The organism is Nonomuraea sediminis (assembly GCF_018531495.1).
Taxonomy (GTDB): Bacteria; Actinomycetota; Actinomycetes; order Streptosporangiales; family Streptosporangiaceae; genus Nonomuraea; species Nonomuraea sediminis.
Genome location: NZ_JAHDTI010000001.1, coordinates 1,017,454 through 1,031,111, shown reverse-complemented (window position 1 = coordinate 1,031,111; position 13,658 = coordinate 1,017,454). Strand labels below are relative to the sequence as shown.

Genomic DNA, 13,658 nt, shown 5'->3' with positions numbered 1-13,658 from the left:
CATGTCCAGACGCAGTTCGATCCTGGCGGCGGCCGCGCTGGTGACGGTGGCAGGCCTCCCGCAGACGGCGCAGGCACAGGCGCAGGACTGGGGATCCCCGGTCCTGGTGGAGAACTTCGACGGCACCTCGGTCGACACGGGCAAGTGGATGATCTACCACTCGCCCACCGCGCAGACCAACCCCCGCACCGGCCGGGCCTCGACCGTGTTGAACGGGGTGCTGCGCCTCAAGGGCGGCATGTACGGCGGGCGGGACCTGTCCGGCGGGATCGCCAGCAAGCTGGCACAGGAGTACGGCCGGTGGGAGGTCAGGTTCCGCTCCGAGGCGGGCGCCGGGTACACGCCGGTGGCGCTGCTGTGGCCCACCGCGCAGAGCGAGGGCTCCGGCTACGCCGAGATCGACTTCGCCGAGATCGTCGACCCGCGCCGGCAGGGCGGCGGCATCTTCGTGCACAGCGGCCGCTCCCGCTCCCAGCACCAGCTGCGGACCGACTTCACCCGCTGGCACACGGTGGCGGTCGACTGGCTGCCGGGGCGGCTCACGTTCTGGCTGGACGGCGCGAAGGTGTGGGACTACCGCGGGCCGAACGTGCCGCAGGGCAGCAGGATGGGGCTGGCGCTGCAGAACGACGTGGTGTGCGAGCCCAGGTGCCGCGACGCCTCCACCCCCGCCACGGTCTCCATGTACGTCGACTGGGTGAAGATCTACAGGGCCAGGTGAGCGGCCTTCAGCGCCAGGTGGACGACCAGCCGGTCGTCGCCCTCTGACAGGTCGCGGTGGAGCAGCCGCTCGGCCTTGCCCAGCCGGTAGTACAGGGTCTGGCGGTGGATGCCCAGCTCGGCCGCGGCCTTCTGGGCGTGGCCGCCGTGGTCGAGGTAGATCTCGACGGTGCGGGCGAGCTCGTCGTCCAGCGCGACCGCCTCCGCCGCCAGCTCGCGCAGGTCGGCCTGGCCCAGCCTGGCCAGCAGCCGGTGCACGCCCAGGTCCTCCCAGCGGGCGATCGGCGCGAAGCGCGGGAAGTGCTCGGCGATCCGCAGCGCCTGGCGGGCCTCGCGCCAGCTCTGCCACGCCTCCGACGGGTCGGGGCGGGAGGCGCCCAGCCCGGCGGCCGTGCCGTACGCCGCCTGCAGGGTCTGCGCGACCTCGCCCGCCAGGTGCGCCGGGGCGAGCACCGCGACCGGCGAGCCCGCGCGAGCCAGCACGCCGCGCGGCAGCGTCCACAGCTCGGCCACGCGCTCGGACGACTCGCGTACGGCTATCGCGGCGATGGGCCCGCGCAGCTCGATCGAGGCGGCCGACCGCTCCTCCGGGTCGGCGGACAGCAGCGCGAGCAGGTCACGGCCGAGGTCCTGGCGGCTGCGCGCCTCCTGGGCGAGCTGGGCGGCCGCCCTGGCCACCAGCGGCGCGGCCCTGTGCAGCACGGCGTCGGAGAGCTCGCCCGAGTCGAGCAGCCACAGATAGCCGTAGGTCACCTCGCGGTGCCGCAGCGGCCAGCACACGCGGGCCCTGACCTCGGGCGAGGCGGGGATCCTGACGGGGCCGTCGGCGGTGGCGATGCCGAAGCCCTCGAAGTAGTCGCGCACCTGCCGTGAGGCGCGCCTGCGCAGGATGGACTCCTGGCGGACCGTGTCGATGTCGCCGTGCTGCGCGCCGTAGGCCAGCAGCCGGAACGAACGGTCCTCCAGCGTCGCGGACGCCCCCAGGACGCGGGCTATCTCGTCGACGGTTTCCTGTAGATCGGCCGTGTTGTACATGTGTATGACAGCCTGCCACAACCCGCGTTACTTACGTCGATGGCTGCCCCGTGAACAGCGGATTTACGCTGGATTCATGCTCGGTCAACTGCTACTCGCGGCATCCAGGAGCAGGCTCGTACGCCGCTCCGTGTCAGGATTCCCGCTCACACGCAAGGTGGTGGACCGGTTCGTCGCCGGGGAGAGCGCCGCTGAAGCGCGCGACGCCATCGAGCGGCTCGTCGACGCCGGGCTGACCGTCACCGTCGACCACCTGGGCGAGGAGGTCCGCGACGCTCGCGCCGCCGCGGGCACCGCACACGCCTACGTCGAGCTTCTCGAGGCGCTGCGGCCGCTCGAGCTCGGCACGCGTGGTGAGGTGTCGGTGAAGCTGTCGGCCGTGGGGCAGGCGCTCGACGACGGGATGGCGCTCGAACACGCCCGTCAGATCTGCGAAGCCGCCGCACTGAACGGCTCGACCGTCACGCTCGACATGGAGGACCACACCACGGTCGACTCGACCCTGGAGATCCTGCGCAAGCTGCGTGAGGACTTCCCCTCGACGGGCGTGGCCATCCAGGCCTACCTGTTCAGGAGCGAGCAGGATTGCCGCGACCTGGCCCTCGAGGGTTCCCGGGTCCGCCTGGTCAAGGGCGCCTACCGCGAGCCCGCCTCCGTCGCCCACCAGGGCAAGGGCGAGGTGGACAAGGCCTACGTGCGATGCCTGCGGATCCTCATGGCGGGGAAGGGATACCCCATGGTGGCGACGCACGACGACCGGCTGATCTCCATCACCGAACTCCTCGCCGACCGCTTCGGCCGCACCGTCGGCGACTACGAATACCAGATGCTCTACGGGATCAGGACCGACCGGCAGGAGGCCCTGGCAGGTGCCGGGCACACGGTCCGCGTCTACGTTCCCTACGGCGACGACTGGTACGGCTACTTCATGCGCCGCCTCGCCGAGCGCCCGGCCAACGTCGCCTTCTTCCTTCGCGCCCTTGGGGGTAAGTAACACATGGATGCCATCAGCAACGTTCCCGTGCCGGGCAACGAGCGGATCTACGGCTACGCGCCGGGCAGCGCCGAGCGCACCGCGCTGGAGAACCGGGTCAAGGAGCTGGCCGGGACCACGATCGACCTGACGATGACCATCGCTGGCGAGCAGCGCATGGGCGGCGGCGTGCCGATCAACGTCGTGCAGCCGCACAACAAGGCCTCCGTCCTGGGCCGTACCAACGACGCTACGGCTCAGGACGTGCAGGACGCCATCTCCACGGCGCTGGAGGCGGCCCCCGCCTGGCGGGCGCTGTCCTTCGACGAGCGCGCGGCGATCTTCCTCAAGGCGGCCGACCTGCTGGCCGGGCCGTGGCGCGCCACGCTGAACGCCGCGACCATGCTCGGGCAGTCCAAGTCGGTGCAGCAGGCCGAGATCGACTCGGCCTGCGAGCTGATCGACTTCCTGCGCTTCAACGTGGCCTTCGCCCGCCAGCTCTACGCCGACCAGCCGATCTCCTCGCCCGGCGTGTGGAACCGGATGGAGTACCGGCCGCTGGAGGGCTTCGTCCTGGCGATCACGCCGTTCAACTTCACCGCGATCGCCGGCAACCTGCCGACCGCCGCGGCGCTGATGGGCAACGTGGTGGTCTGGAAGCCCTCGCCTACGCAGCAGTTCGCGGCGCACTTCACGATGCGGCTGCTCGAGGAGGCCGGGCTCCCGCCGGGCGTCATCAACATGGTCACCGGCAACGGCCAGGCCGTGTCCGAGGTCGCGCTGACCCACCCGGCGCTGGCCGGGATCCACTTCACCGGGTCCACCGCGACCTTCCAGCACCTGTGGTCGACCATCGGGGCCAACATCACCGGCTACCACGGCTACCCGCGCCTCGTCGGCGAGACCGGCGGCAAGGACTTCGTGCTCGCCCACCCGTCGGCCGACCCGGCGGTGCTGGCGACCGCGCTGGTCCGCGGCGCCTTCGAGTACCAGGGCCAGAAGTGCTCGGCCGCCTCGCGGGCCTACGTGCCGCGCTCGGTCTGGTCCAGGATGCGCGACGACTTCGTCGCCGCCTCCGAGTCGCTGACCGTGGGCGACGTGGCCGCCAACCTGTCGACGTTCATGGGCGCCGTCATCGACGACCGGGCCTTCGCCAAGCACAAGGCCGCCATCGACCGGGCCCGCGCCGCGGCGGACATCAACGTCCTGACCGGGTCCTACGACGACACCACCGGCTACTTCGTGAAGCCGACCATCCTGGAGTGCGCCGACCCGACCGACGAGATCTTCGTCAAGGAGTACTTCGGCCCGATCCTCGGCGTCCACGTCTACGACGACGCCGACTTCGACCGCGTGCTCGACCAGATGGAGGGCATCGCGCCCTACGCGCTGACCGGTTCGATCATCGCGCAGGACCGCTACGCCATCGCCTCGGCCTCCGAGCGGCTGCGCTTCGCGGCCGGCAACTTCTACGTCAACGACAAGCCCACCGGTGCGGTGGTCGGCCAGCAGCCCTTCGGCGGTGCCCGCGCCTCCGGCACCAACGACAAGGCGGGCTCGATCTTCAACCTGATCCGCTGGGTCAACGCCCGCACCATCAAGGAGACCTTCGTCCCGCCCACGGACCACCGCTACCCGCACATGGGCTGACGCTTCTCCTGTACGGCCGGCGCCTTCGGGGACCTTCCTGCACCCCGAACGCACCGCCCACCCGACGCCCCCGGGCTCCCTGCCGAGCCCGGGGGCGTCAGCTTGTCAACCGGGAGTTTGAAGATCGCTGAGCAGGACGGGGAGGACCGTCTCCTCGTGAACCGCGATGTCATGATGCGCCATCGCCGCTGCCAGCCCCGGATCCCACGGCGTCGTCCCCGGTTCCCCGGCCAGCCGCGGCACCCGCGGTCCCGCCATGACGGCCTCCTCGTAGTCCGAGGCCGCCATGCGCCACGGCACCGCCCCCATGGCGTACACGCGGCGTGCGATGGCCACTCCCGGCCAATCGAAGTCCCCGTGATATCGCACCACCGCGGACCCGGCGCACAGCCTTCGGATCAACGTCGTCCCCGCTCCCGCAGGGTTACCTGACAGGCAGATCAGGGAACGGGGAACGCCTGCTCGGGCCGCGGCCTGCAGCACCTGAGGGTTCTCGCAGACGTGCACCAGGTCGCCGGGACCTGCAGGCGGGACGTCGGCCAGCCGCAACTCCTGCATCGTCAGGTGGGTGACGAGCCCCAGGTCGGCCCTGCTCCGCATCATCGCCGACCAGGCGTCGCCACCAGGCGGGCGCAGTTCCCAGACCAGGACCGTTCCCGAGACGAGATCCGGCAGCACACCGACGCGAGCCCACAGGTCACGCCGCGCCGCGGCGGACTCAGGAGCGGGGACGCCGTGCGCGGCCGCAACGGCCCGCAACACGAGCAGGCCGGCGAGCCGGCCCTCGTCCAGGCCATGCGCGTCCCCCAGGCAGCGTGCGGCCAGCTCCGCCAGCTCCCATCGCGGTTCCGGCCAGCGGTCGCCGGTCGGCTCGACCGCGGCAACGGTGGCGAGCACAGTCCCGGCCTGGTCGACGGCGGCCATCGCCGAATCCGGCCCCGCCCGTGTCAGCAGACCGGAGCGCCGAAGTCCTGCCACGTACTCCTGGGCCCACCCGCAGGTCGCGAGGCCGGCTTTCTCGAGCATCTGATCGACCCGGGTCCAGACCTCCGCCCACGTGGCGCGTGCCGCGTCGCGCGCCGCCACCCGGTCCACCATTGCGTGGCCCGTCACCTGAGCTGTGACCGAAACCAGCCCGGCAGCCGCGGCGGAGGAGCGAAGGGCATGGTCGAGCGCCGCCAGGGACACCCTGACACGGCCTGCCGAGATCGGCTCGGCAAGCAGCCCGGACAGCCTGCTCGCCCCGTTCTCGTCCAGGGCGATGGAGACATGGCCGCGCACGGCCAGGCGATCGCGCTCCAGCTTCCTGCGCACGGCCTCCCACAACGGTTCAAGCCCCGGATGCGCCAGATAACGGTGAAGATCGTCCGGGATCGCATTCATGTGGCGGCCCGCAGGTGGCGGTTGCGCCCGTCCCAATGCGTGTGAGCTGCGCCGGCGGCGGTGCCGTCGCCTCGCATGATCTCGTAGCAGTCCAGCCGGGGTACCTGGGGATAGCACCCCCAGAGCGCGTGCCCGGTCATCACGAAGTCGAGATCGAGCTTGACGAGCAGACCCATCAGCTCGGCGATGGTCTGCTCGTCGACCTTGGCGAAGGCGTCGTCGAGCAGGATGAGCCGCAGCGCGCGTGCCGTGTCCGGCAGGCTCGACAGATAGGCGTCCGCCGCGGCGAACAAGGTCACATACGAGACGAAGCGCGTCTCGCCCTGGCTGAGCTTGGCCCGCCGGCTGATCCGCCGTTCACGGCCGGGTTCCGGCCCGGTGATCACGACCTCGACCTCGTGCCAGGCCCGGTAGTCCAGCGCGGCCTTCAGGTGGGCGGCGTAGCCCGCGGTCTCATCGGTGGTGAACTCCTGGTTGACTCTGGCGTTCATGAGCTCGATCAGCTCGGCCGACTGTTCCGGTGTGCGGACCTCCCCCGCGGTGGCCACCAGCGTGCGGATGCGGGCGATGTCGGCCCCCGCCGTGTCGACGAGGTTCCAGCGCAGCCTGACGCCGATGCCATGGCTGGTACGGATGCCGGCCAGGCTGGCGTTCATCGCCTTGATGAGGTCGTTGGCCTGGGTGAGGCGATTGCGCAGCTCTTCGGCGACACCGCCGAGGACGAATTCGGTGAACACCAGGTGCTCGTGCTCGCTGAGCGCGATCTGCCCTTCCTCGTGCCTGCGCCGCAGGTCGTCCGCGGCTTGCCGGAGCGTGTGCTGCCCCGCTCCGTCGGCGATCGCGAGCAACCGGACTCCGTCCTGCACGCTGGGAATGACGTCGAAGCCGCCCGCGAGTTCGCGCTCGAGGACTTGCTGGGCGCGCACCAGGGTGGTTTCGTCCACGGGAGCGCCCGCCGGGCCCACGGCGGCGATGACGGCGTCGGCGAAGGCCAGGACCGTCGATGAGTCGATCTCCCGCGGATCGGCCGCGGACGGCGGCGTGTCGGTGACCGCGTCGAAGACCCCCGGCAGCCGAAGTGTCGTCGTCAGCCGTCCAGCGGCCTGCGTCAGCGTGACCCGCGTGCTGAGGGCCTTGTCCTGGGCGGACGCGACCTGGGCCGAGGCAGCCCCCTTCTTCTCATCGATCTGGGAAACCGCTCTGCGCAGGCCTTTCTGCTGGCGGTCGCACTGGTTGTACTCCCGTTCCGCGGCCTCGAGTTCGGCACGGATTCGTTCGGCACTCGCACCGAGGTGATCTCGGATCGCGGCCAGCTCGGCGGCCTCGAGATGCCAGTCGCGCCAGGCACTGTCGGCGGCGTTCTCGGCTTCGCGCCGGCCCTCACGTTTGCCTTCGCACTCCGCGACGACCGCGTCATGCCGGGCGATCCTTTCGCGTAGCTCGCGGAGGCGTTCCGCGGCGCGGTCGCAGGCTCCGGCCCCTTCCTCGGCTCGTTTCTGAACGGCCTCGAGTGCCTCCGCTTCGTGCGGCAGGCCGAAGTTCTGGCACGCGCTGCGGTGAGCTCGCAGCATCGTGGTCCATGCGTCGCGGAGCTCGCGCGCCGATGCGGCCAGTCTCCGGTGGTTCTCCTCCGCGGTCGCGACACGTTTGGCAGCCTCGACGACCAGAGCGTGCGAGGTCTGGAGCGGCTGGCTCCTCGGTGCCCTCCTCAGGTGCAGATTCAGCGCCTCCTGATCGTCCCGGAGTCTTCCCCGCTCCGCTTCTCGAGCGGTCGAGGTCTGCTCGAGTTCGGCGAGGAGCTGCTCGATCTCCGCCAGCCGCGCCGCTCGAGCCGCGGCACGTGCCGCGGCTCCGATGTGGCGGGCCGCCGGGGCCACATGCCGTCCGCTGAGCGGCCCGTTGCGCCAGTTCCCCTGAGCATCCACCCAGATCGGGTGGTCACCGGCGCCGAAGGCGATCCGGGCCAGGACCGCCGATATCCGCTGTGCGGTCGTCACGGAAGCCGTATCAGGAACCAGCACCGCGCCGAGCGGCGTCTCGGCGACGGGGCCGACAGGGCTGACCAGGAGATCGCCCTCTTGCACGGCCAGCCCACCGTCCGATGCCAGCGTGGCGGTCAGCAAGCCCGAGGCGAGCATGGCCGACTCGAGGCCGGCACGCTGCACCGCATCGAGATGCGGCGCGAAGTCGATCATCTGCCACAGCGGGGGTCGGCCGGCGTGCCCCTGACGCACCCAGGGCGGGGCCGGCGGGTCGGGGTCGCGCTGGTCGCGGAGTCCGTCTGCTTCCGCGGCCAATTTGTCGCGCTTCTCGCGATCGATCCCTTCCGCTGCCTCGAGTTCGCTCAGGAGCCTGGCGAAACGGTTCTGCGCGGTGAGGGCGGCCTCGCGGGCGGCCTCGTCCAGCTCCGGCAGCAAGACGAGTGCGTCCTCGCCGAGGAGAGCGGCCACGTCGGCGAGGAGCGGTCCTGCCGCCGTCCCGGCCCAGTCCACGTCGGGCAGCAGGCTCCGCGTCGATCCGCTCGCGACCCACGTCCGCCAGGAACGCGCGAGCGCGAGCGCGGCCTCGTCGCGCTCGGCCTGCGCTGCGGCCATCGCCGATCGTTCGTCTTCGGCCAGCTGACCCGCGTCCTCGGCGGCTTTGTCGGCCGAGTTGACCTCGGCCCGTTTTCTGTCCACGACACGTGCCTGCTGCCGCCGCGTCTCCGCGTGCGCCGCGTACTCCTTGGCGGCCTTCTCCACACGGGTCACCTGCGTGACAGCGGTCTCCAGATCGGACGGAGCCACCACGATCCGGCAAGGGGCGGGCCGTACCACGGACTCCGGGTCTCTCAGCAGATCGGTGCGGACGACATCCACCACCGCGGGCTGCTGAACGGGCTCGGCGCTGATCGCGTCCGGCAGCGTCGGATGGATGCCCGCCGCCAGCAGGATCGCGCGAGCCTCAGTCAGGACCCGGGACGCGGTCCTCGCGGCCGCGACGACCTCGTCGCCGCGCCTGTCGGCGTCGGTCGCCTTGCCCGTTTCCGCGTCGCGCGTGTGGGCTGCGAGCCCGATGGCAGATCCGGCTGCTCTGCCCAGGGCATCGAGCTTCTTCTCGCGGTCGTCGAGGTCACGGACGGCGGCGTACTCCTTGGACTCCCGGATGCCGATGATGGTGTTCGACAGTTCGCTCGCGAGGTCGTCGAGCTCCTCGAGCTTGCGCTTCAGGTTCCCCTGCTGAGTGACCAGGTCATCGAGGTCCTGTCTGGCCTTCACCTCGTCCTGAGCAGCCTGGCTGTTGGCGTGCGCGGCGTCGCGGGCGTCGCCCGCCGCGGCACGCAGGACACCGGCCGCGTATCGCCGATAGACCGCCAGGAAGTCCGCCACCTGCCGGTGAGCGGCGGCCAGCCGCTGCTGCGCCGCTCGGGTCTCGGTGAGCCCGTCGAGCTTCTCACCCGCCTGGAGTATCGCGGTCTCGCCGAGCGGGGGAAGCGCGTCGGAAAGGATCTGCGGCAGCTTGCCTTCGTCGATGCGGTTGCCCATGTCCGGCGCACGAAGCGTGCGCAGCAGTTGAAGAAGGCCGCCGAATCGGTCACCGCCGGTCTCACCTGCGAGCCCGAAGACCGTGCCGCGGACCCGATCCCGGTGGACCTCCGGCGAGGTGGTCATGCGGTCTGCGCCGATCACCTCCGCGAGCCCTTCCCTGGACAGCGGCGTTCGATCATCGCCGAGCAGGATGAGCTCGTGTCCGACGCGTAGCGGGGTGGTGAAGTACCAGACCTTGGCTTCGCCGGTGGAGTGCGCGAAGCGGATGAGCGCGCCGAGCGTCAGGTGTTCGGGTTCGGGTGCGTGGCGAACCAGTTCCAGCCACAGGTAGCCGAGCCGGTTGGGCTGGTCCTCGCCGCCGCTGCGCATCAGCTCTTCCAGCCGGACCCGGCCCGAGCCTGTCGCGTCCATCCGGCGCCGATCGGCGTCCAGAAGGAAGGGCAGCAGCATCTCCAGGGCACGGGACTTGCCCGATCCGTTGGTGCCCCGCAGGACGAGCCGGCCGCCCGTCATCGCGAACTCCGTGTTGTAGTAGTACCAGACGTTGACGATCCCGGCCCGGTTCAGCCTCAGCCGGTCGGGGTGATGCTTGGGCGCCGTCTGGTCGATCGATCCGGCCGTCACGTGGGCTCCTCGTCGAGGGGGAACAGCGGCTCTGTCGCTGCGGCTTGCGGTTCGTCGAGGCGCCGCCTCGCACGCGTGACCGGGGATGCGAGCCGGACCTGCGGGCGGTAGCGCGCAGCGGCCGGATGCAGCACCAGCCCGGCGGGCGTCTCGGTCCCCAGGCCCATGGCTTCCAGCACGGCGACCACATCGGCCCGCAGGCGCGGGAGATCATCCTGGGCATCGGTTCGCCACGCCTTCGCGTGCTCCTTGGTGAGGGCCCGCAGAGCCTCGTCGACCAACGGCCAGGGTGCCGGCACACCGGGTACTCGGCGCCCCTCGAGATCGACGTGCGTGCCGGCTTTCGGGCTGATGCGGGTGATGAGGGCGTCGGTGAGGAGGAGCGCCGCCTGCCGTACGCTGCCCGATCCGGGAAACTCGAGGTCGGACAGAGATTCGTCGGGATCGTAGACGAGCGCGCCTTCGGCCCGGACTTCGAGGCTCAGCCCGAAGGCCTCATCCAGCATCCGCGTCAGCTCCGTGCGCTCGCGGCTGAGGACGTCCCGCTCGGCGTCGCTCAGATCGACGCGGTGGATCAGGGGATTCTCGACGAGTTTGCGGCGGAGTGTCCGTCTGGGTTGCTCCGGGTCTTCCGGTACGGTCGCCCACAGCTGCTCGGGGCTCTCCAAAGCGTGGAGCGGCTTGGTCACCAGGTACGGGAGGAGCCCCCTGGTGACGGTGATCAGTGCCTCGTCCTTTCGTTCTCCCCATCCCACAACGGTGCCGTCCGTCTCTATGATCACTCCCGCGTCGATGAGGAACTCGATCGCGGCGACGAGACTGCGTCGCTCTGCCAGGGTGTCGTCGAGCGTGATACCCGCGGTGACGGCATCTGCCCGTACTTGTTCGACCAGTTGCGACATGAGGATCTGCGCGCCGACGTCAGGAGCCAGCAGGCCCGCGCACACCAGAGCAAGATGGGTGTAGGTCCTGGGGCTGAACTCGCTGCCTGACGGGCGCCGCACGGGACGGACCGGCGCGTGCGGCGCCAGCGGCGCCTTCACCAGGCGGGCGAAGCGGGATTCGACAACGAGTGTGTAGCCGAGAAGCGTCGCGAACGTGGACTTCAGCGCCGAGGCATGGCGGCGGACCAGCGTGAACTCGTCAGGATGGCGGTGTGCGGTGAGAATCGGCATGCTGAGCAGGGCACGCGCCGCGGTCCGGCGTTCCTCGGCGGCCAGGGCCGCGGTGGTCATCTCCGGACCTCCCGCACGGCCGAACCTGCCTGCGGCCATTCGGTGACCTTGAGCATCACGTCGTGCACTGTCAGATCGCCGTCTTCGCTGTGAATGACGGTCAGCGAGCCGCTGCTGGGGCAGGCATGGAGGGCGAAGCCGAGGTCGGAGTTCTGCGCGCTCCGGGGAGTCGTCCCGTCATAGCCGGTGGCGAACAGCTGGGCCAGCTGATCGAGCAGGAGGTTCCTGGCGGCCGGTGAGATGTGAGCATGACGCAGGTCGCCGACGGCGATCAACTCCGTCGCCGCGGTGAGGGAGCGGGCGTGTGCCTGCTCGGCCTGGCGGCGCATGAGCTCGTGCTCGAGCCCGGGGTCGGGAACACGGGACGTCCGACCCCGGGCGGCACGATCGCCGCGCTCGCGAAGCGAGACGGGGACGTGCACGGGAGCGGCCTCCCACCACGACGTCGCGGCCGTCACGTGCGCGTCCGGTTCGTCCGGGCCCATGAGGAGATGCCGTGCGGGGTAGGCGCCGAACGCCGCGGCGAAGATGCGGTGCGCCGCCTTCGTGTCCGCCTCGGCGAACCAGCGGGCCAGCCGCAGCAGATCGGCCCGCCGGGACACGCCCGTGCTCGAGGCGGCCAGCATCCGCTTGGCGTTCGCGATCAGCTGCCCCAGAGCCTGTTCCGCGGCGGCGCGCAGCTGGACAGGACCCGAGCGCCCATCCCGCGCGCCGTACCAGGCCGCCAGCTCCTCCCATTCAGCGTGCGTACGGCCCGGCGACCGTTCCGCCGGACTGCCGTCCTGACTGGTCAGTGCGGGCAGCTGGGTGAACGCCTGGAGAATGCGGTCGAGGCGCGGGATGATGCGCGCGACCCGGTCGGCGACCGCGGGGGCGTGCCGGGAGACATCCGCCGTTATGAGATCGACGTAGTCCAAAAGCAGAGATTTGAATTCGCCGTATTCCGCGCCGACCAGGTCGTATCGCGACAGCACCTGATGCAGATACGCATAGAAATCGCGGACGCTGTCGGTGAAGAAGCGCTGGTTATTGAAGACGGTGGTGACATCGGCGGCCATGGCATCGGCGTCGATCGGGTCGCCGGATTCGAGCCTGCCGATGATGCGGTCGAGAATCTCCACCGTTCCGCCCAGGAGTTCACGGGCGACCTCCCGCGCGCCGTCGGTTGCCCGGAGAATCTCCTCGACCTGCCGGTGGACGCGCCCACCCAGCTTGGAGACCTGGTAGCGGGACCGCGACCGCACCCACTCGGCCACGGTGGCCACCCGGGCATCGCGCACCGATCGCACGAGATTTCCCCACTTCTCCAGCTGGCGACAGCGGAGTTCGACATTGTCCGATGACAGTTCGAATCCCCTGTCGGCCAGCAGAGCCGCGGCCTCCTGGGCGGACAGATCCGTGAGCAGCGTCTCGGTGAACAGGCGCATCAAGGCGATGTACTCGTCGGCACACTTATCGGCGATCGCGTAGCGGTACAAATCCAGTCGAGGATCGAATGGTGCTCCGTCGTGGTCGGCCATGCCCCTCCCAGCCGCGTCATCGCGATTTCAAGAGAGACCTTAAAACGACAGACTGACAATTACCGCCGAAATAGATGTCACCAGGAGATGTCGGGGCTGAGGAAGTTGTTCGTCCAGGACAGCCAGAGGCGGATGGCCAGGACGGCGGGCCCGTCGACCTGGTGCCACAGCCATGGCTCGACCTAGTTCCTGCCGCCGAACGTGGTGGGGATGCCGTCGCGGTTGGCGGTGATCGTGGTGTAGGCGCTCATGGCTGCCCGCCGTACGCCGGCCTGTTGAGCGGGTGAGCCCGGCTCGGGGCTCAGCCCGTGGTCTGCTCGAGGGTGCTCTGGAGGCGGCGGGTTGCCGCTTCGGCGGCGGTTTTGGTGGCAGCGGGGTCGAAGGCGTTGACGTTGCCCGTGTGGGCCAGCGTGATCATGGTGTTCCGTACTCTGATGATCACGATGTCGGTCGCGACCATCGAGTCCTTGTCCAGGTCGCTGTCCGGGAACCCGCTGCGGTACCTGATCGCGTACATGGCGTCGCCGAGCCTTCCGACAGAAAGCTTGCGGATCGTGTCCTTGGTGTCCTTCGTGACGAACCTGACGCCCGGGCAGTCGCGGGTCAGGGCCTTGGCCGAGCGTTCCAGTCTGGAGATCTTGCCTCGAGTGCCGCTCACGAGGTACTCGCTGATCCACTCCCAGCCGTCCGCGCGCTCGAACCTTGCCGCGATCTTGGTCCGATGGAGCGGGGCGATGCTCTTGACCGCTCTGGTGCAGGACTTCGTGTGAGCGTCCGAGGAGTCGAGCGGACTCAGCGGCGACAGGGTGGTGCGGGTGAAGTCGGAACCCAGATCCTCCGGCGTGAGCAGCGCCGCCTTGAGCTGATCCGGGGACGGAGATGTGGCCGAGGCCGCGGGTGGAGGCATGAGGAGCGCCCCGGCCACGAGCCCCGTGGCCAGGAGGGAAGGCTTGATGATCACGCCGGGAACTCTAGGCGAGGGGCCGATTCC

The 13,658-nt window shown here is 70.1% G+C and carries 9 protein-coding genes; 3 read left to right on the top strand and 6 right to left on the bottom strand.

Annotation, left to right across the window (positions count from 1 at the left end; genetic code table 11):
• Position 1 precedes the first annotated feature (1 nt).
• Positions 2-721, top strand: coding sequence for a glycoside hydrolase family 16 protein (locus tag KIK09_RS04815; protein WP_214317382.1), 720 nt, complete (start codon positions 2-4; stop codon positions 719-721).
• Here the strand turns inward: KIK09_RS04815 and KIK09_RS04810 are convergent.
• The gene (locus tag KIK09_RS04810; protein WP_214317381.1) at positions 706-1,755 is read right to left on the bottom strand and encodes a PucR family transcriptional regulator; all 1,050 of its coding nucleotides are present in this window, start codon (positions 1,753-1,755) and stop codon (positions 706-708) included. The two genes, KIK09_RS04815 and KIK09_RS04810, sit on opposite strands and share 16 nt — an antisense overlap.
• A gap of 76 nt (positions 1,756-1,831) precedes the next feature.
• On the opposite strand from KIK09_RS04810, the gene KIK09_RS04805 reads away from it, so the two are divergent.
• Positions 1,832-2,749 (top strand): proline dehydrogenase family protein, encoded by a 918-nt coding sequence (locus KIK09_RS04805; RefSeq protein ID WP_214317380.1) that lies wholly within the window; start codon positions 1,832-1,834, stop codon positions 2,747-2,749.
• A 3-nt stretch (positions 2,750-2,752) separates the two neighbouring features.
• Positions 2,753-4,378 (top strand): L-glutamate gamma-semialdehyde dehydrogenase, encoded by a 1,626-nt coding sequence (gene pruA, locus KIK09_RS04800; RefSeq protein WP_214317379.1) that lies wholly within the window; start codon positions 2,753-2,755, stop codon positions 4,376-4,378.
• Between the two features lie 105 nt (positions 4,379-4,483).
• On the opposite strand, the gene KIK09_RS04795 is transcribed toward pruA, so the two are convergent.
• From KIK09_RS04795 to KIK09_RS04775, 5 genes are all read right to left on the bottom strand, one after another.
• Entirely contained in the window at positions 4,484-5,692 is a 1,209-nt protein-coding gene (locus KIK09_RS04795; protein WP_214317378.1) for a TIGR02679 family protein, read from the bottom strand.
• Positions 5,693-5,757: 65 nt separating this feature from the next.
• Positions 5,758-9,912, bottom strand: a complete 4,155-nt coding sequence (locus KIK09_RS04790; protein WP_214317377.1) for a TIGR02680 family protein — start codon at positions 9,910-9,912, stop codon at positions 5,758-5,760.
• On the bottom strand, positions 9,909-11,147 hold the full coding sequence (locus KIK09_RS04785; RefSeq protein ID WP_214317376.1) for a TIGR02678 family protein: 1,239 nt from the start codon (positions 11,145-11,147) through the stop codon (positions 9,909-9,911). Before KIK09_RS04785 ends, KIK09_RS04790 begins: the two co-directional genes overlap by 4 nt.
• Complete coding sequence (locus KIK09_RS04780; protein ID WP_214317375.1) at positions 11,144-12,667, bottom strand: TIGR02677 family protein; 1,524 nt, start codon at positions 12,665-12,667, stop codon at positions 11,144-11,146. Before KIK09_RS04780 ends, KIK09_RS04785 begins: the two co-directional genes overlap by 4 nt.
• Before the next feature lie 301 nt (positions 12,668-12,968).
• Positions 12,969-13,628, bottom strand: a complete 660-nt coding sequence (locus KIK09_RS04775; RefSeq protein ID WP_214317374.1) for a hypothetical protein — start codon at positions 13,626-13,628, stop codon at positions 12,969-12,971.
• Positions 13,629-13,658 lie beyond the last annotated feature (30 nt).

Excerpts from the sequence above, each read along its gene's own strand:
- KIK09_RS04785 (WP_214317376.1), bottom strand. The coding sequence starts at position 11,147 with ATGACCACCGCGGCCCTGGCCGCCGAGGAACGCCGGACCGCGGCGCGT.
- KIK09_RS04805 (WP_214317380.1), top strand. The coding sequence starts at position 1,832 with ATGCTCGGTCAACTGCTACTCGCGGCATCCAGGAGCAGGCTCGTACGC.
- KIK09_RS04815 (WP_214317382.1), top strand. The coding sequence starts at position 2 with ATGTCCAGACGCAGTTCGATCCTGGCGGCGGCCGCGCTGGTGACGGTG.
- KIK09_RS04810 (WP_214317381.1), bottom strand. The coding sequence starts at position 1,755 with ATGTACAACACGGCCGATCTACAGGAAACCGTCGACGAGATAGCCCGC.
- pruA (WP_214317379.1), top strand. The coding sequence starts at position 2,753 with ATGGATGCCATCAGCAACGTTCCCGTGCCGGGCAACGAGCGGATCTAC.
- KIK09_RS04780 (WP_214317375.1), bottom strand. The coding sequence starts at position 12,667 with ATGGCCGACCACGACGGAGCACCATTCGATCCTCGACTGGATTTGTAC.